Annotated in this window: 17 protein-coding genes; 4 read left to right on the forward strand and 13 right to left on the reverse strand. The window is 70.3% G+C overall.

Annotation, left to right across the window (positions count from 1 at the left end; all coding sequences use genetic code 11):
- Positions 1 to 46 precede the first annotated feature (46 nt).
- The 11 genes from ACFOY2_RS34115 to ACFOY2_RS34165 form a co-directional block, all read right to left on the reverse strand.
- Entirely contained in the window at positions 47 to 1,369 is a 1,323-nt protein-coding gene (locus ACFOY2_RS34115; protein ID WP_379532226.1) for a hypothetical protein, read from the reverse strand.
- A gap of 74 nt (positions 1,370 to 1,443) precedes the next feature.
- Positions 1,444 to 3,156 (reverse strand): hypothetical protein, encoded by a 1,713-nt coding sequence (locus ACFOY2_RS34120; RefSeq protein WP_379532227.1) that lies wholly within the window; start codon positions 3,154 to 3,156, stop codon positions 1,444 to 1,446.
- A gap of 122 nt (positions 3,157 to 3,278) precedes the next feature.
- The gene (locus tag ACFOY2_RS34125) at positions 3,279 to 3,674 is read right to left on the reverse strand and encodes a (deoxy)nucleoside triphosphate pyrophosphohydrolase (protein ID WP_379532228.1); all 396 of its coding nucleotides are present in this window, start codon (positions 3,672 to 3,674) and stop codon (positions 3,279 to 3,281) included.
- Between the two features lie 13 nt (positions 3,675 to 3,687).
- A complete protein-coding gene (locus tag ACFOY2_RS34130; protein ID WP_379532229.1) occupies positions 3,688 to 4,782 on the reverse strand; it encodes a C40 family peptidase in 1,095 nt (364 codons plus the stop codon).
- A complete protein-coding gene (locus ACFOY2_RS34135) occupies positions 4,782 to 5,402 on the reverse strand; it encodes a hypothetical protein (protein WP_379532230.1) in 621 nt (206 codons plus the stop codon). Before ACFOY2_RS34135 ends, ACFOY2_RS34130 begins: the two co-directional genes overlap by 1 nt.
- A 2-nt stretch (positions 5,403 to 5,404) precedes the next feature.
- Positions 5,405 to 7,669 (reverse strand): type IV secretion system protein, encoded by a 2,265-nt coding sequence (locus tag ACFOY2_RS34140; protein ID WP_379532231.1) that lies wholly within the window; start codon positions 7,667 to 7,669, stop codon positions 5,405 to 5,407.
- Entirely contained in the window at positions 7,666 to 10,143 is a 2,478-nt protein-coding gene (locus ACFOY2_RS34145; RefSeq protein ID WP_379532232.1) for an ATP-binding protein, read from the reverse strand. Before ACFOY2_RS34145 ends, ACFOY2_RS34140 begins: the two co-directional genes overlap by 4 nt.
- Positions 10,144 to 10,190: 47 nt before the next feature.
- The gene (locus tag ACFOY2_RS34150) at positions 10,191 to 13,469 is read right to left on the reverse strand and encodes a TcpE family conjugal transfer membrane protein (RefSeq protein ID WP_379532233.1); all 3,279 of its coding nucleotides are present in this window, start codon (positions 13,467 to 13,469) and stop codon (positions 10,191 to 10,193) included.
- A 54-nt stretch (positions 13,470 to 13,523) separates the two neighbouring features.
- Positions 13,524 to 13,775, reverse strand: a complete 252-nt coding sequence (locus ACFOY2_RS34155) for a hypothetical protein (protein WP_357822721.1) — start codon at positions 13,773 to 13,775, stop codon at positions 13,524 to 13,526.
- An 81-nt stretch (positions 13,776 to 13,856) separates the two neighbouring features.
- Positions 13,857 to 14,576 (reverse strand): conjugal transfer protein, encoded by a 720-nt coding sequence (locus tag ACFOY2_RS34160; RefSeq protein WP_379532234.1) that lies wholly within the window; start codon positions 14,574 to 14,576, stop codon positions 13,857 to 13,859.
- A 614-nt stretch (positions 14,577 to 15,190) separates the two neighbouring features.
- Positions 15,191 to 15,490 carry a hypothetical protein gene (locus tag ACFOY2_RS34165; RefSeq protein ID WP_379532235.1) on the reverse strand — a complete coding sequence of 100 codons (300 nt, stop codon included), beginning with the start codon at positions 15,488 to 15,490 and terminating at the stop codon, positions 15,191 to 15,193.
- A 191-nt stretch (positions 15,491 to 15,681) separates the two neighbouring features.
- On the opposite strand from ACFOY2_RS34165, the gene ACFOY2_RS34170 reads away from it, so the two are divergent.
- On the forward strand, positions 15,682 to 15,870 hold the full coding sequence (locus ACFOY2_RS34170) for a hypothetical protein (RefSeq protein ID WP_379532236.1): 189 nt from the start codon (positions 15,682 to 15,684) through the stop codon (positions 15,868 to 15,870).
- A gap of 16 nt (positions 15,871 to 15,886) precedes the next feature.
- Here the strand turns inward: ACFOY2_RS34170 and ychF are convergent, their stop codons facing one another.
- Positions 15,887 to 16,963, reverse strand: coding sequence for a redox-regulated ATPase YchF (gene ychF, locus ACFOY2_RS34175; RefSeq protein WP_379532237.1), 1,077 nt, complete (start codon positions 16,961 to 16,963; stop codon positions 15,887 to 15,889).
- 91 nt (positions 16,964 to 17,054) lie between these two features.
- On the opposite strand from ychF, the gene rmuC reads away from it, so the two are divergent.
- Positions 17,055 to 18,311, forward strand: coding sequence for a DNA recombination protein RmuC (rmuC, locus tag ACFOY2_RS34180; RefSeq protein ID WP_379532238.1), 1,257 nt, complete (start codon positions 17,055 to 17,057; stop codon positions 18,309 to 18,311).
- Between the two features lie 14 nt (positions 18,312 to 18,325).
- A complete protein-coding gene (locus tag ACFOY2_RS34185) occupies positions 18,326 to 18,835 on the forward strand; it encodes a DUF6542 domain-containing protein (protein WP_379532239.1) in 510 nt (169 codons plus the stop codon).
- Here ACFOY2_RS34185 and ACFOY2_RS34190 read toward each other — a convergent pair.
- Positions 18,832 to 19,797, reverse strand: coding sequence for a 4-hydroxy-3-methylbut-2-enyl diphosphate reductase (locus tag ACFOY2_RS34190; RefSeq protein WP_379532240.1), 966 nt, complete (start codon positions 19,795 to 19,797; stop codon positions 18,832 to 18,834). The genes ACFOY2_RS34185 and ACFOY2_RS34190 overlap by 4 nt on opposite strands.
- Positions 19,798 to 19,897: 100 nt before the next feature.
- Here ACFOY2_RS34190 and ACFOY2_RS34195 point away from each other — a divergent pair, with 100 nt between their 5' ends.
- On the forward strand, positions 19,898 to 20,902 hold the full coding sequence (locus tag ACFOY2_RS34195) for a hypothetical protein (protein WP_379532241.1): 1,005 nt from the start codon (positions 19,898 to 19,900) through the stop codon (positions 20,900 to 20,902).
- Positions 20,903 to 21,108: the final 206 nt, after the last annotated feature.

Here is a 21,108-nt window from a genome sequence, read left to right on the forward strand (position 1 = left end):
CGCACGAAAAAAGGGGCCGGATCTCTCCGGCCCCTTTTTTCGTGCCTTACTTGGATCGGCGGAACCGCTTGCGCTTGGCCTCCGGCAGCTCCTTGGTGGGCTCAGGAGAGACCGGCGGCTCCGGCTGTGGATCCGGCTCCGGCTCCGGCTGGGGCGGCAGCGGCTGGACCGCGGTCGCCTCCGAGTCGGCCGCCAGGTAGGGCGGCGGATCGTAGGGCTGGGACGGCGTGAACAGCGGCGCCGAGCCCGAGTCCGGCCGGTTCTGCCAGGGCTCGGAGTCACCCTGCTCCGCCGACGAGGCCGGGCCGAACGGTTGGTCCGGCTTGCCCTCGAACGGGCTGGAACCGCCCGGCGGGATGTCCGACGGAACCTGGGCCGGCTGCACCGCCGGCTCGAACGGGTCCCGGTACTCCTTGCTCGGGGGCGGCTCGTGGTTGAAGGAGTCGAACTCGTCCGGGTGCAGCACCACCGGGGGCTCGGGGGCCTCCTGGGCGTGGCCCTGAGGCGGGTAATGCTGGGGCGGCTCCTGGTAGACGGCGCCGTACTGGACCTGTCCGCTCGGATACGTCTGGACGGGGACGAAGCTGATGATCGGCGCGTACGCCGTGCCGCCCGGGTAACCGGGGGTGGGGAAGCCCGCCGCGGCGTACCCGGGTCCTGCCGGGTAGCCGCCGCCGACCGGAGGCCCTTCGGGGTGGGCCGTCGGCGGACCCGCCTTGCGCACCGCCGCCGCATGGGCCATGCGGCGCAGCCTGCCCTCGAAGATCAGCACGGCGAAGAGCGCGAGCAGGACCAGGACCAGCGCGGGGATGCTGAGCTTCTGCGTCAGGTCCCGCTGGTCGAACTCGGGCTGGGCGGCACGCAGTTCCACCGGGAGCTCCTCCGAGGAGGAGACCGGGCTCTGGCTCGGCTGCGTGGTCGGCGTATCGGTCGGGGCGACGGCCGGCATCTCGACCGACGCCTCAGGGGACGTAGGCGGCGCGCTCGCGCTCGGCACCTCGACGCTCTGCGAGGGCAGCGGCGCGATGTCCTGGGTCGGGGTCTCCTGCGGGGTGCTCGGCGGGGCCTTGGAGGTCTTCGACTGCGACGGGGTCGGACTCTTGCTCTTCTTCGGCGGGGACGCGGTGACGGTCCTGGTGACCGTCGTCTCCGGTTCCTCTTCTTCCTGAGTCGGCGTGGGCAGCGTCGTGGTGACCGTAACCGTGGTTTCGGGCGTCGTGTTGCACTCGCCCACGTCGCAAGGCTCGACGGGCTCGTACGCCGCGGCCGTGGCGCTGGCGCTCTGCACGATGAACGGGGTCACGCCCGCGCCGGTCAGACCCAGCGCAAGGACGATAGCTGACACGGCTGTCGCGCGTGTGCGTGCCACCGGAGCCCTCCGCGTACTCCCGGAACCATGGTCAAGGGAATACTAGTCGGGTAAAAGCAACAGTAAAGACGAAATTACAACACCTTTTTCCGGTTACGGCCTCGTTGTACCGTGCCAATCAGCCACAGCGGCCCCAGCAGCGCCGCGATCCCCCCTGCGACCAGCGGAAATCCCTTGAGGCCCGAAACCGCAGATTCTGCCCGAACTGGCTGAACCCGTTTCGCCGACAAGGTCATCTCCCACGGCAGGGGCACCGCGCCCCCGGCGTCCAGTGGGGTGGGAGTGGCCGAGGGGGACGGCTGGGCGGTCGAGAGAGCCGGGGTGCTCGTGGGCGCCGAAATGTTCGGGATCACCGACGGGATGCTGGGAAACGCCTGCGGCACGACCTGGCCGAACCCCGTGGCTGCAGCCGTCGGCGCCGGGGCCGCCTCCCCCTCGCTCCCCGAACCCCCTGCGACGGTCTCCGCCCCGCCGCCCCCTGGACGCGCCTTGGCGCCACCGCCCTGGACGCGCCCGGTGGCGACCTCGCCGCCCCGCCCGCGTCCCGTGGCGACCCCGCCACCCCGCACTGTGGCGGTTTCACCGTCTCCTACGGGCCCTGTGACGCCCTCGCCGTCCGTGGTGGCCTCGCCGCCCCGCACGCGCCCTTTGGCGCTCTCGTTGCCCCCGGTGTGCACTGTGACGGTCTCGCTCACCGTGACCGTGCTGTCCTCCGTGGAGGGGGTGTGCCGGCCTCTCGCTCCGACACCGGCCTCGGACGCGGCCGGTGTGGCACTGGCCGAGTGGGTGACCCTCCCATGAGGCCGGCCCGCGACACCGTGTCCCCTGCCCGGCAGGCGTGCTGCGTCGATCGTGGCCACACCGTCCACAATCCGGAAGGTGGCGGTCCTGGTCGTGGTGATCTCCTCGGTGCCCATGGTGGCGCGCGTCCTGGCCACCGCCGCGAGCGCCAGCTTCCCCGCGCCCGCGGGCACGGTGAGCGTCACGTCCATCGTCCGCTGCCCGGCAACGTCGCCGAGCGTGCACACCCGCACCCCCGTCAGAACCGCACCCCCGGCCGCGGAGCCCTCGACACCCCCCGTCGTGGACCTGACGCCACCCGAGGCCCCGACCCCACCTGAGGCCCCGGCAGCACCCGAGGGCCTGACACCACCCGAGGGCCTGACACCACCCGAGGACCCCGCAGCACCCGAGGGCCCAACGCCAGTCGAGGACCCGGCACCGCCTGTGGACCCCGCCGCGCTCACGGCACCGGCTCCCCCCGGGCCTTGGGCGTCCCTAGTGGCGTCGGCCTCGCGCAGGATCCCAGCGTCGCTCAACGCCCGCACGGCGAGCGCCTCGGCCGCCGCGGGGCCGACGCGCGTGGTCGTCCCACCGCCACCGGTCGGGAGCGCCCCGGACGTCCAACTCTTCGCCGACGCCTGCGCCCCGCCCGTCGCAGGGGCGTGCGTCGTGGCAGCCGTACCGCCCGTCGGCAGAGCCCCTGGAACGGCGACCGGCCCCGCGACCACCAGTGCGCCACCGCCGGCCCCAGAGGCCGTCCCAGCGGCCTTCAGGGCGCCGGAAGAAGGCACGAGGCTGGACAACGTCTGTGAAGGGACGCAGATCACGTCGGACAGCGCCGTAACCGGGCTGGCCGCTATCGCCACCCTGGCACCCTTGGCCGCCCCGCTGAGCCGCACCCTGAACCGCTGCACATCCCCCGTCCTGACCCATTTGCCCAGTTGGTCGGACCCGCCGTTGACCCGCTCCAGCACCAGTGACACGCCGGCCGCAGCCACGGGCACGGAAGGAACCGCTGCCAAGATCAGTGCACCGGCGATGATCCAGCCACGCCGCATTTCTCCCACTCCCCCGCTGCGACTGACATATCACGCCTAGTAGTCATTGTGTCACAGAGAGGAATGTCCTAATCATGTGGCAGCAGATTCTCCACGGATTTCATGATGGGCAGGTCCGCCCCCAGCCACTCCACGTCGTAGTACTCGCCCGGCCCGAGCCACCGCAGCGCCAGGTGCTCCCGGGGTTCCGGCGTGCCCGAGGCCAGGGTCGCCAGCCACACGCGCAGCACGTACCCATCGGAAAGAGGCCAGTCCCCGCCCACCCGCTCGCCGACCGCGACCTCCACGCCGAGCTCCTCGCGGCACTCCCGGACCAGGGCCTCGACCTCGCCCTCCCCCGGATCGACCTTCCCTCCGGGGAACTCCCACCCGCCGGCCAGCGCCGGCGGTTCCGCGCGCTGGGCGGCGAGCACCCGGCCGCCAGGGGCGACGATCACCGCTGCCACGACCACGACCACGCTCATGCGCTGAATGTCCTCATAGAGAAGGATTCTGCAGCTTCTTCAACTGATCGAGTACGTCGGGGTTCTGCAGCGGACGGGTGAAGCCCATGATCTTGTCGCGCGCCTGGTAGCTGGTGACCTTGATGGGCCCGCACAGCCGGCAGCGCGCCTCCAGCATCTTGCCCTTCGACACGACCAGCCCCACGTGCCCGGGATTGTTGGCGGAGGTGCCGGGACCCGCGTTGAAGAACACCAGGTCCCCCGGCTGCTCCTGGCCCTCTAACACCTTCACCCCGAACGGCCACTGCGTGAACGTCGTGCGCGGGATCCTCAGCCCCGCCGCCTGGTAGGCCGCGTAGATGACACCGGAGCAGTCGAACGCGTCGGGCCCGGTGCCGCCCCACAGGTACGGCTTGCCGCGCTGCGCCAGCGCGTACTTCATGATCTCGGCGACGATGTCGCTCGGCGCGGCCTCCACCAGCGGGTCGTCGCACTCCTCCGAGGACTGCGGCGGCAGCTTGACCGCACCGGACTTGGCGTACCTCCTGGCGATCTCCTCGACCTGGTCGACGTACCACCAGGCGCGGTTGTAGACGAACAGCGCCCGGCGCACGTTCTCGGGGGCGCCGTTGCGCTTGAGCATCTTCGCGGCGCCCAGGATGGCGTCGGCCGGGTTGTAGACGTCGGCCACGCCGTCGCCGTCGCCGTCGGAGGCGTACCCGTTGACCGTCGACGACGCCGGGATCCTGGCCTTGCCGCCCCAAGTGGAGATCAGGAACTGCATCGGCCCGGCCGCGCCGGCGTAGTTGGTGCCGCTCTTGACGCCGGGCAGGTCGGAACGGCCGTGGTCGGTCTCGCGCTTGCCCACGGCGGCCAGGATGTTCCACTGGACGCCGACCTTCTTGCCATTCTTCTGGTAGAGGTCCAGGTATTCGGTTGGAATGTCGGACGTGCCCGAGTCGGAGACCTCCTCCACCTGCGCTTTGTCATCGCAGTCGACGGACGTGCCGTCGTCGTTGAGGAAAGACGGCATCGAGATCAGCAGCATCGGCGACACGATCACGGCCATGAGGAGCAGCGCTCCGGCCAGGCCGATCAGCAGCGCCAAGCGAGTCCGTGAGAGCTTCACTACTCATCTCCGTACTGGCCGTCGGTCGCCGGCAGCACCTCGAAGATCCTCCAGTCGGCCCCCGACTGGCTCACCGTCACCGCGAGCTCATCGTTGACCTGCTTGTTACCGCTCTTGGCGGTGACCTGCCTGGTCGCGGTGACCACGAAGACGATGGAGGACTTCTCGATCTGCCTGATCTCCTTCAGCCTGGCCGTGGCCGTGGAGACGATCTGGTCGTTGCGGTTCTGCTCGATGGTGCCGGCCGAGGTGACCGTCCTGGTCAGGATGTTGCCGAGCTCGGCCGTCGTGTACGCCTTCAACCGGCCCGCGTACGCCGCCGGGTCCTCGTCGTAGCGGTACGTGCCGTACACGGCCGCGAAGCGTTCTGCCAGGTCGGCCGCCGCGGCGAGTTGCTCCTTGCGCATCGGCAGGTAGGAGTAGACGTCGAACGGCGCCGAGCTCGCGGTCGCCAGCGGCGTGCTCGACACGGGGGGTGCGCCGGTGGTCCGGGCGGCCTCCGGCGCGGACGCGGGTTCGTCCGGTGAGTCCGGCCACATCGTCAGGTAGATGCCGACCGCGGCGATGACCACGACGATGGCGGCGAAGGCCACCCCTCGCTTGTCACCTGGCTGCGCCATGTTCAGTCCTTGTCGGAGTTGTTCGGCTTGAGCCAGAACGGCACGGAGGGACTGTCACCTCCGGAGCCGCCGCCGTTGCCGCTGCTGCGCAGCCAGAGCGGGGGCGCCTCCGAGGTACGGGACGAGGGCTCGCCCGAGCCGAAGATCCGGGAGCCGGAGGAGGACGCGCCGGACGGCCTGGGGCTGCCGCCGCCGGAACGCCCGCCGTTCCTGGACCCGCCGCCGGAGCCACCTGACCCGCCCGAGCCGCCTGAGCCGCCGAACAGGCCGCCGCCGGAACGTCCGCGCGTCCCGCCCGACCTGGCGCCGCCCGAGCCGCCGAACCTCGACGTACGCGAGCCGCCGCTCCGGGAGCCGCCGCCGCGCGAGGCCCAGCCGCCGCCCGACCCCCCGCCGAACCAGCCGCCGCCCGAACCCGCAGAACCACCCGAACCGGCCGATCCGCCGGACGCCGCCGAGCCGCCGGAGCCCGAGCCACCCGGGGAGCCCGCCACCCTGGGGCCGCCGCGCGAACGCGTGGTCCCGCTCAGGTTGAGCGGCGGCGCCGTGCCCCTGCGCGGCTCCTGCCCGCTCCGCCCCGCGGCCTTGCCGCCCTGCTGGTCGGTGTCGAGCGGCGCGGCAGTGGCGGGCACCCGGGCGCCTGACGGCATGCCCTCGCCCTCCTCCGCGCGTACGCGGGCCTGGCCGGTCGCCGCCGCGCCCGCGGCCGCCCCCACCGGGTTGGCCATGCCGGCCGCCCTGATGACGGGCTCGGCCTTGCGCAGCCCCCAACGTCCGATCCTGGCCGAGGCGACCGGCGGCAGCGCGCCCGCCGAGCGTTCGAGCACGGAGGAGCTGGCGGCCTCGCCGAGCATGCGGGTGGCGACCGTGTGGCCGCTCATCGAGGCGAACAGGTGCTGGAACGGCCGGCGGTAGAAGAACACCGCGATCGTCAGCAAGGCCATGAACAGCACCTGCAGCCCCCATGGCATGGCCGTGGAGATGATCAGCGCGTACCCGTACACGAGGACGCTGAGGACGAGCGTCAGCACGGCCTGTCTGAGCAGCGTGCCGACGAGCATCTCCACCCAGCGCATGGCGACGATGCGCCCGCTGCCCGGATGCACGCCGATCAGCAGGAACACCGGCCCGAGGATCAGCAGCAGCAGGAAGCCCACCTTCAGCACCAGCAGCGAGACCGCCACCAGGAAGATGAGCGTCCCGGCCACCAGCGCGGCGATGAACGCGCCGACGGCCACGCCGAGCCTGCTCGACCAGTCGCGGCCGGAGAAGACGGTGTAGACGGGGTCGTTCTTGAGCTTGTCGGCCAGCGCGGCGTATTCCGCCTGGCGGGCGCCCCTGTCGGGCGCCGGTTGTCCCTGCACGGCCATCGGGATCGACTGCATCTCCAGCATCTTGCGGCCGAAGTCGCGGACGATGGGCTGCTGCGGATCGGAGGTGCCGAACACGCCGACCAGCCACGGCTTGCAGACCAGCGTGGACCACAGCGCGTCGGCGTTCTGCTCGACTCCCGGCGTGCCGCCCTGGCCGTAGCCGCCCGCCTTGACCTGCGGGCTGGTGTCGCCGGGAGGCGGCAGGCAGGACGCGCCGCCCGCGCCGGGCAGCCCGGAGAAGGCGGAGTTGACGACCTCGCCGGTCTTGTCGGTGACGACCTTGCCCAGGCCGGTGAAGTCGCCCGGCCGGCTGAAGAACCACACCGCCACCGTGACCGCCAGGACCATCCAGATGACGCCCTCGGCGGTCGTGGTGGCGCGCTTGCGGATCAGCCCGTACCAGGCCAGCCAGATCGCGCCGATGATCACGATCGGACGGAGGTAGGGCCAGTACATGGCGGTGGCCAGGTTCGTGACGATGTCGTCGACCACGTCCTTGATCGACTGGAGCGGCCCCTCTGTCGCCGCCGCCTGGTACGTGGTGATCGTCAGCCTGTCGATGGCCTTGGCCGCGGTGAAGACGCCGTTGGCCCACATGTTGCCGAGCACGGCGACGTAGTCGGAGCAGCCCAGGTCATGGGTCTGCCAGAACTGGCCGCTCATCCCGAACTGGCCGTAGTTGGTGGTCGGCGCCTGCGCCCCGCCCTCGGGGGCCGGCGGCTGGATCATGCCGTCCATGCCGCCGCCCACCATCTCGGGGTTGAGCGGCGGCGACAGGTCACACGGGGCCGCGGCGACGGGGGTGGAAAGGCCGCCCACCACGATCGGCACCACGAGCATGCCGGTGATGAGCGCGAACGCCAGCGCGAGCCGTCGAGACAGACGGATCTTCATGACCGTACCTCCTGCGCTCTGCCTACGCCCCCTTGAAGATCATCATGCCCGGTGCCGTCGGGTTTGTCGTGTGTCGGGTTCGTGTCGAGCCAGCGAAGAAGTTCCTCGGAAATCAGGTCTACTCCGATACGGCCCGCCCTGCCATCCAGATCGCGGAACACGCATTCGCCGTTGCCCAGCGAGCGCAGCACCGCCTTGTGCTCCTCCGACGACTCCACGCCCAGCAGCGACATGACGTGGTCCACCTCCACCCGCTCGGTGGACCTGAACGCGAACACCGACGACAGGCAGTTGGTCACCTGCTCGTTCAGCAGGTCCCCCGCGTTCTGCGAGACCAGCACGAGAGCGGTGTTGCGGGACCGGCCCATGCGGCTGACCTCGGGCACCAGCTTGGCGCCCTCGGGCGTGGAGGTGATCGCCCACGCCTCGTCCAGGAAGATCGCCTTCGGGGCACGCCGGTCGAGGCCGTTCATCAGCCTGCGCGCGAACTGGGAGACCAGGTAGAGCAGCGCCACCGACAGCCGCTGCTCGTAGGAGTAGTCGTCCCTGGTCGTCGCCACGTCGGGCAGGGTCAGCCCGCCCAGCGTGAACACCGTCGTCCAGCCCGCGCTGTCGATCTGGTCGCCGCCGGACGGGTCGAAGCAGAGCCTGGCCAGGTGCATCTCCGACATGGAGCGCAGCACCGCGCCGAGGTTCTTGGAGGCCGGGTCCTCGGCCGCCTCCAGGAAGTCGACGACCTTGCCCAGCGACGGATCCGCCCCGTTGGACACCGCGGCCACCGCCTGGATCATCGCCGACTCGCGCTCCTCCGACATGCGGGGCAGCAGCAGGCGCAGCGTCTCGGTGGCCATGGTCTTCTTGGCGGCGATGTCGTCGCCGAACGAGAACGGGTCGAGCAGCCCCGGCGCCGCCGATCCGAGCGGGATGATCCTGGCCTTGCGCTCGCGCTTTTCCAGAAGCCTGACCAGCGACTCCGCATCGCCCTTCGGGTCGATCACCGCGACCGTCACGCCGCGCAGCGCCATCTGGTAGATCATCAGCAGGGCCAGCGTGGTCTTGCCGCCGCCCGGCTCGCCGGTGATCGCGATGGCGGTCGGCCGGTTGCGGGTGGCCGCGAGCAGCGGGTCGAAGTGCACGATGCTGCGGGCCCTGCCGACGGTCTCGCCGATGTACGGGCCGAGCCAGCCCTCGCTCCCGTCGTCCAGCCGGTCGCCGAGGTCGACGGTGGCCGTGGCCATGCCGCCCGCGATCGTCCGCAGCGGCTGACGCTGGGCGTAGGCGTTGACGCCCACCTTCTCGCCCGGCAGCGACTCGCAGAACAGCGAGAACTGGTCGCCGGTCGAGTTCACCACGTCGATGCCCAGGTCGCGGTAGTGCTCGACGACGGCCTCGACACGCTGCACGCAGATGTCCTCGGTCGGGGCCGAAACGATGAGGCGGTGCCAGCCGTACACGAAGGGCAGCCGCTCCTTGGTGATGCCGTGCTCCAGCATGCGGGCCGCGTCGATCTGCTCGGCCAGCGCCAGCGGCGCCTCCGCGCCCGCCTCCCTGATGTGGTGGTCCATGTCGCGGGCGTGCGCCAGCTTGCGCGCCACATCCTTGGACGCCTTGACCGGCGGGATCAGCCGCATCCGCGAGGAGACCTCCACCGGGAACGGGAGCTGGTCGGCGAAGTGCAGCCACGGCTCGCCGTCGGGGAACGGCATCAGGTCGGGGAAACGGGCGAACGACAGGTAGGCGACGTAGGAGTCGCCCTGCGGCTGCACGATCCGCAGCAGCGACCTGCCGTTGTGAATCTCCCCCTCGACCAGCGACTCGATCTCGCCCCTGCCCCAGCGCCGCCTCGGGCTCGCCGACGACGGCGGATCGCCGACCGCGCCCGCGGCCGCGTGCTGGAACAGCCACGCCACCTCGACGGAGGTGGCATGCCGGGCGTAGAGAGCACTCGACGCCAGCGCCCGGCCGAGACGTTCGGCCTGCTCGGTCCAGCGGCCGATCTCACTGTCGGGCACGTGGTCGTCCTCCATGCCCAGCGCCTTCTCGGTCTTCTGGTAGAAGCCGAAAAGCTGGGCGAGCACGCCGCTGCCGAGCTGCTTGCCGCGCGGGCCGAGCCGGACGCCGAGATAGACCTCCTTCGACCAGAAGTCCTTGGCCCAGACGTGGCGGTACATCTCCTCCAGGTAGTCGCGCCAGCCGGACCCCTCATCGGACGTCGCGTTCAGCGCCATCGCCCACTCCGCGGCCGGATACGTGCGGTGCGCGACTCTCAGATGGACCTCGGCGTCGGGCATCCTGATCGCCGCCAGCGCGATCGTGATGTTGGTGGCCAGTGCCAGACGCTCTTCAGGCGTGACGAACTCGTAGCTGACCGTCGGAAGGCGGAAATACGCCCATGCGCTGGTGTCTGTGAGCAGGATGCGGTCGTCGAAATAACGGACCGCGAGGCGCTGGTGCGCTCGGGACGCCCTGCTCATGCCGCCCCCTCGGCGCATGAACGGGTCAGACCTGCTCGCTTGTTCACTTAACGCTCACCGATTCTCGTGCCCGGGGGGTCACTCGCCAACTCCTCTTCGCTTGGTCGGACGGTCTGTGCCTGGGCCGCGAACCCCGCGACCACGACGCCGGCGAGGGCGAGATAAGCCCTCCGCCCGGCCGCGCGCAACTGCCCAGGGTCGACGACCTCCGCCCCTTCCGGCGCCAGGTCGTCCTCCCAGGGGACCCTGACGATGGCCCGGCACCTGCCCCTGGCCACCGACTCCGCCTGCTCGACGTCGGCCATCGAACGCCTGCTCACGCCGTTGACCACCACAACCGCCCGCCTGCGCAGCTCCGCGCAGCCGTGCCCGTCGAGCCACTCGTACGTCATCGCCACCGACTCCGACGCCTCCTCACTCGCCGGCACCACCAGGACGAGCTGGTCCGCGTACGGCAGGATCCGCGCGGCCAGCGCCGCCGCCGGGTCGATGACGGCCAGCTTGTAGTGACGGTCGAGCAGGCGCATGGACTCACCCAGACGGTGGTCGGAGAAGAACGACCGGTCCGCCAGACGTTGCTCCGCGCCCGCGTCGGTATCCGCGCTGATCACCTCCAGCCCCGAAGCCGTCCGGGTCGTGTAGCCCCTCATCGTGAGGTACCCGCTGACCCGGTCCAGCCCGGACAGCAGCGAGGTGAGAGTTTCGGGGGTCTCCGGCTGGATCCTGCTCGTCAGGGTGCTGCCGCCGGTGTTGGCGTCGACGGCCACGACCCTGTCGTCGCGGTAGGTGGCGAAGGTGTGGCCGAGCATGAGCGCCGTCGTGCTCTGACCGGCGCCGCCGGTGCAGCCCAGGACGACGATCCTGCGGCCGCCCCCGAACACGCCCCTGGCCCTGGCCTCGTCGATCTCGGACCCGTCGGTCCGCACACCGCCCCCGCCGACGACCACCTGCGCGATGCGCCGCCACCCGCCGGAGTCCCGGCCGACCACGGACTCGACCCGCCGCACCCGGCCCTCTCCCGGCCTGGGCACGGGCACGGGCCCCACCCGCTCATCCCGCCCGCCCTTCGCCCCACCACGCTCGTACTCCCGAACCGCCTCCCGCCCCTCAGCCACCGACCGCCCCTCAGCCGCCTCCCGACCACCGGCCACCGACCGCTCATCGGGCGCCTCGTACCCCGAGGCGACGCGCTCGCCAGACACCGGCGCATCGGCCGACTCCCGCGCGCCACCGCCGACGGCGTCACCCGCTGCAGCGGCCGCCCATTCCTCAGCACCTTCCGGCACGCCACGCTCGTCCGGCAGGCCGCCGCCTACGCCAAGCTCCTGCGGGACGCCACCGTCCGCGCCACGCTCGCTCGGCACGCCACTACCCACACCACGGTCGCCGCCGACCGCGCCTCGCTCGTCTGGGGCGCTACCGACGGCACGCTCGCCGGGGAGGCCCCCGGTCGCCCCACGCTCGTCCGGCGCACCGCTCGCCGCATCGCGCCCGTTTTGCGTGTCGTCCGCCGCCTGGATGTCCGGCACGTTGCCTGCCACGCCGCGCACGTTCGGCGCGTTGCCTGCCGTGTCGAGCGTCTTTGGCGAGTCACCTGCCACGTCGGGCTGGTCCTGCGGGTCTTCCGCTGTGGCGGGCCGGGGGTGGATGTCGTCCGCCGGGGGCGTTTCGTCTGGGGTGTTGTGTGTTGAGAGCGGCGGAGTGGTGTCGGTTGTGTCTGGGGTGCCAGGCACGGCACCCGTGGTCGTGTCTGGGTGTGCGGGGCCGGGCCGGGGTTGTGGTTTGGCGTCCGGGTTGAGCGGTGGCCAGACCTGCTGCGTGCCGGGGAGCACCAGCGCGGGCCCCAGCCGGGGCGGTTGCCCCTTGCGGTGCTGGTCCCGTGCGACCTCGTCCTCCCTGCGCGCGTTCTCCGCCTCCGGGCCCCCCACCGCGTCGGCGGGCGCGTCGGCGCTCGCCGCGAGCCTCCTCAGCCGTCGCAGCGCCTCGGTGTCGATCGGCTTGCCCGCGGCGGGCTTGCGGCTCTCGGCGGTCCTGAACGGGACGACGGTGGCACGAGCGGCCTCGGCCTCGCCGACGATCTCTCCACGCTCACCAGCGCCTTCACGGAAGTCAGTCACGTCACGGCCGCCCGCGCCGCCAGCGCCTACACGGTCGCCAAGGCCGTCACGGCCACCCACGCCGCCAGGGACGCCGGCACCTGCGCCGTCACCAAAGCCACCGGGGCCGCCGGCACCGTTGCCAAAGCCGTCAGGGCCACCGGCACCTGCACGGTCGTCAGAACCGTCACGAGCACCGGTGTCCGCACGGTCGCCTCGGCCATTGCGGTGGGCGAGGTCGTCAGGGGTGACAGTGCCTGCGCGGTCGGCATGACCGTTGTGGTGGGCGTCGTCAGGGGCGGCAGTGTCCGCACGGTCGCCATGGCCGTTTCGGTGGGTGAGGTCGTCAGGGGTGACAGTGTCCGCGTGGTCGGCGGTCGCTTTGCGGCTCCCGGTGTTCCTGCGCCGCCCGGCGGTGCCGTTTCCGCTGGTCGTTCCATGCTCGGCGGTCGTGGCGCGTTCGCCGGTGAACTCCGGTACGGCTCGTTCCCGGCCCGCGATCCCATGGTCTTGGGCCACGGCGGGAGATGCGGTGTTCGAAGGCCGGGTGGCGGGGTCGGCGGCCGGTTCGTCAACGGCGGGTCGGCGATCGCCCAGGACCCGGTCTCGGGTGACGTTCTCGCGTCTGACCGTCCCGGAGCCTCCCGGCGCGCTCTGGCGTACCTGGGCCTTGAGGGCGGGGGCGGTGCCGCGGCGGGTGCCCCAGCGTGTGGGCGCCGGCTCGGCGACGGGCGCCTGTGAGGCCGCGGCAGCGGCGGCGGCCACGGCGGGGCGCACCTGCCGGGGCCCGGTGACCTGCTGGTCGTCGCGGCGGCGCTGCGGGCGGCGGGCCTTGCGCGCCCCCTTGGCCTTGGCGCGGGCGGGGCTCGTGCGCCACACGCGCCCGGAGAACGTGATCGTCTCGGGCTCGGACATCGGCGAGAGGCGGTACCAGGCCTTCGGCTGCCCGAGGTAGCGAAGCTGGGACTCCAGCAGTTCGGTGAGTCGCTTGCCCTCGATGACGGGGCGCGTCGACAACCACGTCACGATCCCGGGCGGCACCAGGAACAGCACGTGCCACGGCATCTCCACCGGCACGCCGACCAGGACCAGCAGGAGGGACCACGGCACGAACACCCCGACGAAGACACCGATCCAGACGATCGGCAGCGGCATCGGCAGCCGTAGGTCGTACAGCTTGTAGAGCCGTTTCTCGATGCGCCAGATGTTCGTATACGTGGGCAGGTCCACGCGGTCCTCCTCTCCACCCGCTCGTACATGACCGCCACGCGACGGTCTCAACCCTTACCTGATGCCCAGTGCTCCGGCGATTGCCTTCGCGGTCACTTCGATGATGTTGGGAACGTAGAAGATCACTCCGATGGCTACGGCAAGGATCAGGAACTGCACAAATCGCGTGATCTCTCGGGTGAAGAGGAAGAAGAGCGCGACCACGGAGACGACAACCAGGAACAAGGGGGCAAAGAAGGCACGCAGAAAGTTCGCCAGCCCTCCGGTGTCGATGCCGGTGGGCGTCGGCGACGGTGTCGGCGCCATCTCGATCAAGCTGAGCACTATGGTCTTCAAGGTCACTGTTTGTCCTCCCGGGGGGTACCGATCAGCAGCGCGGCCGCGCGTCTATCCAATGGCCCGGCCGCCGCCGCGGATGTCGGCGACGAACCATTTGTCGCCCTGCTTCTCGACGGTCAGGCGATAGGCCTGCTCCAGCTTCCCTCCGACCGCGGCGGGGTCGGTGGCGTCAGGAGTGGGCTGGGCGCCGCCGTCGGCCACGGACCAGACCACGACCGCCTGAATCTCTCGGGTGGCACCCCCCACAGGCACCACGACTTCTTTGAGCTCCGCGAAGGAGAAGGCGCCGCCGAAGCTCGGCAGGCTCTTGCCCGCGGCGAGGTAGCGCTGGAGCCCGGAAACGTTGCCGGAGGCGTATTCCTTGAAGAAGCCCTCCAGTTGGGGTTTGAGCTCGGTCGCGGTCGCGTCGTCGGTCTCGGGCTCGGCCACCTGGGGCAGCTCGGCCGGAGCCGGGGCGGGCAGGACCGCAGGGTGGCCCGACACGACGAACTTCCTGCCGGCGTCGTCGCCGGAGTAGTAGACCGGCACCGACAGCATCATCCTGCGGGCCTGGGACTGGAAGGCCACGCTGATCACGGCGTTGCGCGCGTCGGTGGCCTCGATGTCGTACGGCTGGATGGCGACGGCCGCGAACTGGCCGTATCCGTCCCAGCCCCATTGCGGGTCGGTGTCGTCGGACAGGAAGGCGGCCAGCTTGCGTGACCTGCTGGGCGCGTCCTGCGGGTTGAAATTCAGATAAACCCCAGCGAACTGGGCGGCGAATGCCATGCCACGTTCGGCGGGGAAACCGTTGTCGGCCTGCACAGCACTGTTGGGCGCGGCGACCTCTTGCTGGGTAAACCGCTCAAATGGTGCACGGACCCCATTCACCACGATTACCATAATAAGCGCCCAGAGAATGAGACGGCCGGTCCACACCAGCCATCGTCCGCCGCCACCCGACCAGCCGCCGCGCCGCGGCCTGCGGGGCGGCGGCGCGTCGAAGTCAGCCGTGTCGAGGCGCGTGGAAAGCTCGGTGTCGCCAGCGATCCGAGGGTCGTGCTGGACGGTAGACCTACGAGCCATCACGCCTCCGCTCGCGCCGATCCCCCCGGCTGGCGCGGTGTCGTCCGTTGCCGATCCCCATCATCCGCGGTGAAGTAGTCACGCTATCCGGTCTCCGCCATTCTTCCAGGAAAGCCACGCCCATGCTGCGGCATGACCGTTCCTCACGGCAAACCGGGCCCGCAGGACAGGCCACAGTGCCGATTCCTGTCACTTCCCGGCGGAAACAGCTTTTGACCAGGCCAGACGCCTAAAGTCGGGTAGCTCGGCAGCCACGGATTCCTGTCCAAAATAGGCATGGACTCCGGTCACCTGCGGATTCGGCATGAGTTTGAACCTCAGGCGGGCTCCGGATCCTGCCTCGTCCGCGACTGGCGCCTGCTGTGCAGGTCGACGACCGTCGGCCGCACCGCGCGCTCCAGCGAGCCGCGCAGGTCCGCCAGCATCTCGGCGGGTTCGAGTTCGCGCATGCGCGTGGCCATCTCGTCGCGCTCGTCGACCTTCCTCCGGAGGTAGGCCTCGCGGTTCACGCGCAGGCCGTACATGAGCTCGACCCTGATCAGGGCCAGCTCCTCCTCGAGGCTGATGCCCGCGAGCGTGGGCGCGGGGCGTCGTTTCCGGATGATGCGACGGATCATGAGGGCCTCCCGAGTCAGCGTGAACGCCGTGACGATTCGACGCGCAAGGGCCCAAAGTGGTTGACGCATCAGTTGTCCCCGCATCAGATATCCGGTCGATCCCCGACCCGACGTCGAAACGGGCTCCACCCAAGCCCACCGTCGGTAACCTACCGTAACGATGGATCGCCCTACGTGATTGGACTCATGACATGCGCCGACTCGCCGCCGCCCTGCTCACCGCCTGTGCGCTCGCCGGAGCCCACCCTGCCGCCGCCGCACCCGCCTGGGTCACCGACAGTGAGTGCACGAAGGGCGGCGGCAAGATCGTCCCGGTCGGTCAGGGCAAGGCGCTCTGCAAGGGCGGCCTGTGGGACAACGAGCAGATCCACTTCGACTGAGCGGCCTCGGACGGGCTCAGACGTTGAAGCGGAACTCCACCACGTCGCCGTCGCGCATGACGTAGTCCTTGCCCTCGACGCGAGCCTTGCCCGCCGAGCGGGCGCTGGCGATGGAGCCGGCCTCGACCAGCTCGTCGAAGGAGACGACCTCGGCCTTGATGAACCCGCGCTGGAAGTCGGTGTGGATCACGCCGGCGGCCTCCGGCGCGGTGGCGCCCTTGGGGATCGTCCAGGCCCTGGTCTCCTTCGGCCCGGCCGTCAGGTAGGTCTGCAGGCCGAGGGTCTCGAAGCCGACCCTGGCGAGCTGGCGCAGGCCCGACTCCTCCTGCCCGACCGACTGCAGCAGCTCGAGCGCCTCCTCCTCGTCGAGCTCGACGAGCTCGGACTCGATCTTGGCGTCGAGGAAGACCGCCTCGGCGGGGGCGACCAGCGTCGACAACTGCTCCCTGAGCGCGGTGTCGGTCAGCTCGTCGGAGTCGAGGTTGAACACGTACAGGAAGGGCTTGGCCGTCAGCAGGTGGAGCTCGCGCAGCTCCTCGCGGTCGAGGCCGCTCTCGAAGATGGTCCTGCCGGTCTCCAGGACGGCCAGGGCGGCCTCCGCGGCCTCCAGCGCGGCCTTCTTGTCCTTGTTGTTGCGCGCCTCCTTCTGCAGGCGCGGTACGGCCTTCTCGACCGTCTGCAGGTCGGCCATGATCAACTCGGTGTTGATCGTCTCGATGTCGCGCTTGGGGGAGATCTCGCCGTCGACGTGGGTCACGTCGGGGTCGTTGAAGACGCGGATGACCTGGCAGATCGCGTCGGTGTCACGGATGTTGGCGAGGAACTGGTTGCCCCTGCCCTGCCCCTCCGAGGCCCCCTTGACCAGGCCCGCGATGTCGACGAACTCGACCTTGGCGGGCAGCACGCGGGCGGAGCCGAAGATCTCGGCCAGCTTGGGCAGGCGGTCGTCCGGCACGCCGACGATGCCCACGTTGGGTTCGATGGTGGCGAACGGGTAGTTCGCTGCCAGCGCGTTGCCGGACTTCGTCAGCGCGTTGAAGAGCGTGGACTTACCGACGTTGGGCAGACCGACGATGCCGATAGAAAGACTCACGGGCGTCAAGTTTACTTCCTGAGCACCTGAGCGCCCGCCCGCGAGCGTGTCGCGGGGATTCTCCCGGCCGAATCCTGCCATCATCCATGGAGTGGACGTGGTCTCGCTTCTCATCGGTCTGGCCGTCGGGCTGCTCGTGGGGTTCCTTGTCGCCAGGACGCGCGCGGCCGTACGGGTGGCCGACTCCGACGCCAGGGCCAGGTCCGCGGCAGAGAAGCTCGTCTACGTCGAGGAGCAGCTCGCCGAGCGTTTCCAGGCCCTGTCCACCCGCGCGCTCGACGCCAACAACCTGCGTTTCCTCGAACTGGCCGAAACCAGGCTGGCGGCCAGCCGCGCGGAGGCCGCCGGCGATCTGGAGCAGCGCAGGCAGGCCGTCGAGCACCTGGTCGAGCCGCTGAAGGACGCGCTGACGCGGGTCGAGACCCAACTGCGCGACACCGAGTCGGGCCGGCGCGCGGCGCAGGCTGAACTGGCCCAGCAGATGGAGTTCGTCAGGCAGAGCCACGAGCAGCTCCGCTCCCAGACCACCGCCCTGGTCAGGGCCCTGCAGCGGCCGGAGGCCCGTGGCCGGTGGGGCGAGCTGCAACTGCGCAGGGTCGCCGAGATCGCCGGGATGCAGCGCCACTGCGACTTCGACGAGCAGGTCAGCGAGGGCTCCATGCGCCCCGACATGGTCGTGCGGCTGGCCGGCGGCAAGAACATCGTGGTCGACTCCAAAGTCTCGCTGGCGGCCTATCTGGAGGCCGCGGAGGCCGCCGACGAGTCGCTGGCCACGGTCAGGCTCGACGCGCACGCCAGGCACGTGCGCGAGCACATCGACCGGCTGGCGGCCAAGTCCTACTGGCAGGGGTTCAACCCGTCGCCGGAGTTCGTGGTGCTGTTCATCCCCGGTGAGGCGTTCCTGGCCCCGGCGCTCGAACGCGATCCGGCGCTGCTGGAGTACGCCATGTCGCGGCGGGTGCACATCGCCACGCCGACGACGTTGATCACGATGCTGCGCACCGCCCACTACGCCTGGCAGCAGGCCGCGCTGAGCGAGAACGCGCGGGCGGTGTTCGAGCTGGGCAAGGAGCTGTACGAGCGGCTGTCGTCCCTGGGCAGGAACGTCGAGTCGCTGGGCAGGGCGCTGACGCGGGCCGTGGAGGCGTACAACAAGTCGGTCGGATCGCTCGAAAGCCGCGTCCTGGTCACCGCTCGCAAACTTAACGATCTAGGCGTAGTCGACGGCGATCTCGACGCCCCCGAGATGCTCGAAGGGCTCCCAAGACCCCTGGCATCCCCAGAACTGCTGGAAACCTCGTCTCTGCTTTCCCATGCGAACGGTAAGTTGGCCAACGGGACGCAGTAAACGGGGGTGGGTCAATGGGTGAGAAAGGCAGGCGTTCAGCGGTCAGGCTGACCGCCCGCGGTGCCGTCGCGCTCGCCCTGGTGGCCACCCTGGCGGGCTACGTCCTGACCGCCCTGCTCGACATCCAGCACGTCGTGGGCGCGGCCTTCGTGCTGTCGAGCCTGCTGGGCGCGCTCATGGTCAACCGGCGCGAGCTGCTGTCGCTGGTGGTGACGCCGCCGCTGGTGTTCTTCTGCGCCACGCTCTTCGTGGAGCTCGGGCGGGCCTTCGGCTCGGTGTCGATCGTGCAGTCGCTGACGCTGGGGCTCTACACCTCGCTCACGCGGGGGGCGCCATGGCTGTTCGCGGGCTCGGCGCTGGTGCTCGGCGTGGCATGGCGGCGCGGGCTCCGCGACAACGTACGCGAGCTGCGCGAAGAACTGAAGGCGGGCGCGGAGGCACCGCGCCCGCGTCAGTCGTTCGTGCCCGAGCCCGAGGGCTACTTCGAGCCCAAGGTGTACGGCACCCCGCGCGGCGAGGACTAACTGGCCCGCAGATCCTTGCGCAGCTCGTGGGGCAGGGCGAAGCGCATGCTCTCCTGCACCGGCTCCACCTCGCTCACCTCGCCGAACCCGTGCTCGGCCAGCTTGGCCAGCACCTCGTCGACGAGCTCCTCCGGCACCGAGGCGCCGCTGGTGAGGCCGACCGTGGCGACGCCGTCGAGCCACTCCTCGCGGATGAACCCGGCGTTGTCGACCAGGTACGCGGCCTTCGCGCCGTAGTCTTTGGCCACCTCGACCAGGCGCTTGGAGTTGGAGGAGTTGTCCGAGCCGACCACGATGACCAGGTCGGACTCCGCGGCGATCTCCTTGACGGCGACCTGCCTGTTCTGCGTGGCGTAGCAGATGTCGTCGCTCGGCGGGTCGATCAGCGTGGGGAAGCGCTCCTTGAGCCGGGCCACGGTCTGGGTGGTCTCGTCGACCGACAGCGTGGTCTGCGACAGCCACACGAGCTTGCTCGGGTCCTTCACCCGCACCTGGTCGACCGAGTCGAGCCCGTCGACGAGCTGGATGTGGTCGGGGGCCTCGCCCGAGGTGCCCTCGACCTCCTCGTGGCCCTCGTGGCCGATGAGCAGGATGTCGTAGTCCTGGTTGGCGAACCTCTTCGCCTCGTTGTGCACCTTCGTGACCAGCGGGCAGGTAGCGTCGATGGTGCGCAGGCCGCGCCGGCGGGCCTCGTCGTGCACGACCGGGGAGACTCCATGGGCGGAGAAGACCACGATCTCGCCCTCGGGCACCTCTTCTGTCTCCTCGACGAAGATGGCACCCCTGGCCTCGAGCGTCTTCACGACGTGGGTGTTGTGGACGATCTGCTTGCGTACGTAGATCGGCGCGCCGTACTGCTCCAGAGCCTTCTCGACCGCTACCACGGCTCGATCGACTCCGGCGCAGTAGCCCCGCGGCTTGGCCACGAGTACTCGGCGGGATGAGGGGGTCTGGGGCTCCATGCTTTCTATGCTACGTGGAGCGACCATCTGGCCCGCGCGTGCATGGTGGCCCGCGGTGCGCCAGACTGGCCGTCCAATACTGACCTCCCAGGGAGACGTCATGTCCCTCAGCGACGTGATACGCAACATCGCCAAAACCGTTACCAACAAGGACGAGATGAAGGAGAAGGCCAAGGATCTTCCGCTCCTCGTCGTCCAGACCACGCTCAGCGCGGCAGGGCAGGCGCTGCTCGTCGTGGACCGGATGAAGAACTCGATCAAGGGGATTGGCAAGAAGGACAAGGGCGAGGAGGAGCAGGACGGCTCCCGGCCCTCCGCGGCTGAGCAGGTTGCCGCGCCTCCGGCGGCGGACAAGAAAGATGCCGACAAGAAGGACGAGGAGGACAAGCCCGCCCGCAAGGAGCCGGTCATCTTCGCCCCGCGTCCCAGCGCCGAGCCGAACGGCGCCGCCAAGACCAAGCCCGACCCGGTGATCTTCGCGCCTGCGGGCAAGCCCGAGCCGGCCGTCGCCGAGCCTGAGCCCGCCGCCAAGAGCACGGCCCCCGAGCCGGAGCCGACGGCCAAGAGCACGGCCCCGGAGCCCGCCGCCAAGGCCACCGCCGCACCCGCCACCCCCAAGACCCCGGCCGAGCCCGCGCTCGCCGAACCCACCGCCGCCGAGACGACGGTCGCCGAGCCCACCGTGGCGGAGCCCGCAGTCGCCGAGAAGCCCGCCGCGGCCGAGAAGCCCGTCGCGGCGAAGCCCGCCGTCACCGAGCCCACGGCCGCCGAGCCCGCCGCCACCGCCGAGGCCACCGTGGCGGAGCCCGCCACGGCCAAGAAGCCGGCCGCGAAGCCCGCCGCGAAGAAGGCCGCGGCCAAGAAGCCCGTCGTGACGGAGCCCGTCGCCTCCCCCAAGGCCGACGAACCCGCCGCCAAGGCGGACCTGGCCGAGCCGCTCCCCGGCTACTCCGAGCTGACCGTCGCCTCCCTGCGCGCCAGGATGCGCGGCAAGACCGCCGAGCAGATCACCGACTTCGTGGCGTACGAGCGCGCCACGACGGCGCGTCCCGAGGTCATCCGCATGTTCGAAAACCGCCTGGCCAAGCTGCAAGCAGGCGAATAGTCGGAGCGAACCCGTAGTCTTCCGCCGTCAACGACCCCCCTCCTGAAGGAGGGGGCTTGAGGTGCCGCCTGGTGCTTTGAAGCCCCGCGTTGACCAGCCCTAGTCATCATCTTTGGAGGTGCAATTCCAGATGGCTATCTTTCACGCAGGACCGCAGACCCACCAGCGAATGCTTCCTCAGTTCGCTGCTCTGGAATCCGTGGGAG

Source organism: Nonomuraea purpurea (assembly GCF_042650645.1).
Classification (GTDB): domain Bacteria; phylum Actinomycetota; class Actinomycetes; order Streptosporangiales; family Streptosporangiaceae; genus Nonomuraea; species Nonomuraea purpurea.

Excerpts from the sequence above, each read along its gene's own strand:
- ACFOY2_RS34160 (WP_379532234.1), bottom strand. The coding sequence starts at position 14,576 with ATGGCATTCGCCGCCCAGTTCGCTGGGGTTTATCTGAATTTCAACCCG.
- ACFOY2_RS34155 (WP_357822721.1), bottom strand. The coding sequence starts at position 13,775 with ATGGCGCCGACACCGTCGCCGACGCCCACCGGCATCGACACCGGAGGG.
- ACFOY2_RS34165 (WP_379532235.1), bottom strand. The coding sequence starts at position 15,490 with ATGATCCGTCGCATCATCCGGAAACGACGCCCCGCGCCCACGCTCGCG.
- ACFOY2_RS34135 (WP_379532230.1), bottom strand. The coding sequence starts at position 5,402 with ATGGCGCAGCCAGGTGACAAGCGAGGGGTGGCCTTCGCCGCCATCGTC.
- ACFOY2_RS34185 (WP_379532239.1), top strand. The coding sequence starts at position 18,326 with ATGGGTGAGAAAGGCAGGCGTTCAGCGGTCAGGCTGACCGCCCGCGGT.
- ACFOY2_RS34170 (WP_379532236.1), top strand. The coding sequence starts at position 15,682 with ATGCGCCGACTCGCCGCCGCCCTGCTCACCGCCTGTGCGCTCGCCGGA.
- ACFOY2_RS34145 (WP_379532232.1), bottom strand. The coding sequence starts at position 10,143 with ATGAGCAGGGCGTCCCGAGCGCACCAGCGCCTCGCGGTCCGTTATTTC.
- ACFOY2_RS34125 (WP_379532228.1), bottom strand. The coding sequence starts at position 3,674 with ATGAGCGTGGTCGTGGTCGTGGCAGCGGTGATCGTCGCCCCTGGCGGC.
- ACFOY2_RS34195 (WP_379532241.1), top strand. The coding sequence starts at position 19,898 with ATGTCCCTCAGCGACGTGATACGCAACATCGCCAAAACCGTTACCAAC.
- ACFOY2_RS34190 (WP_379532240.1), bottom strand. The coding sequence starts at position 19,797 with ATGGAGCCCCAGACCCCCTCATCCCGCCGAGTACTCGTGGCCAAGCCG.
- ACFOY2_RS34140 (WP_379532231.1), bottom strand. The coding sequence starts at position 7,669 with ATGAAGATCCGTCTGTCTCGACGGCTCGCGCTGGCGTTCGCGCTCATC.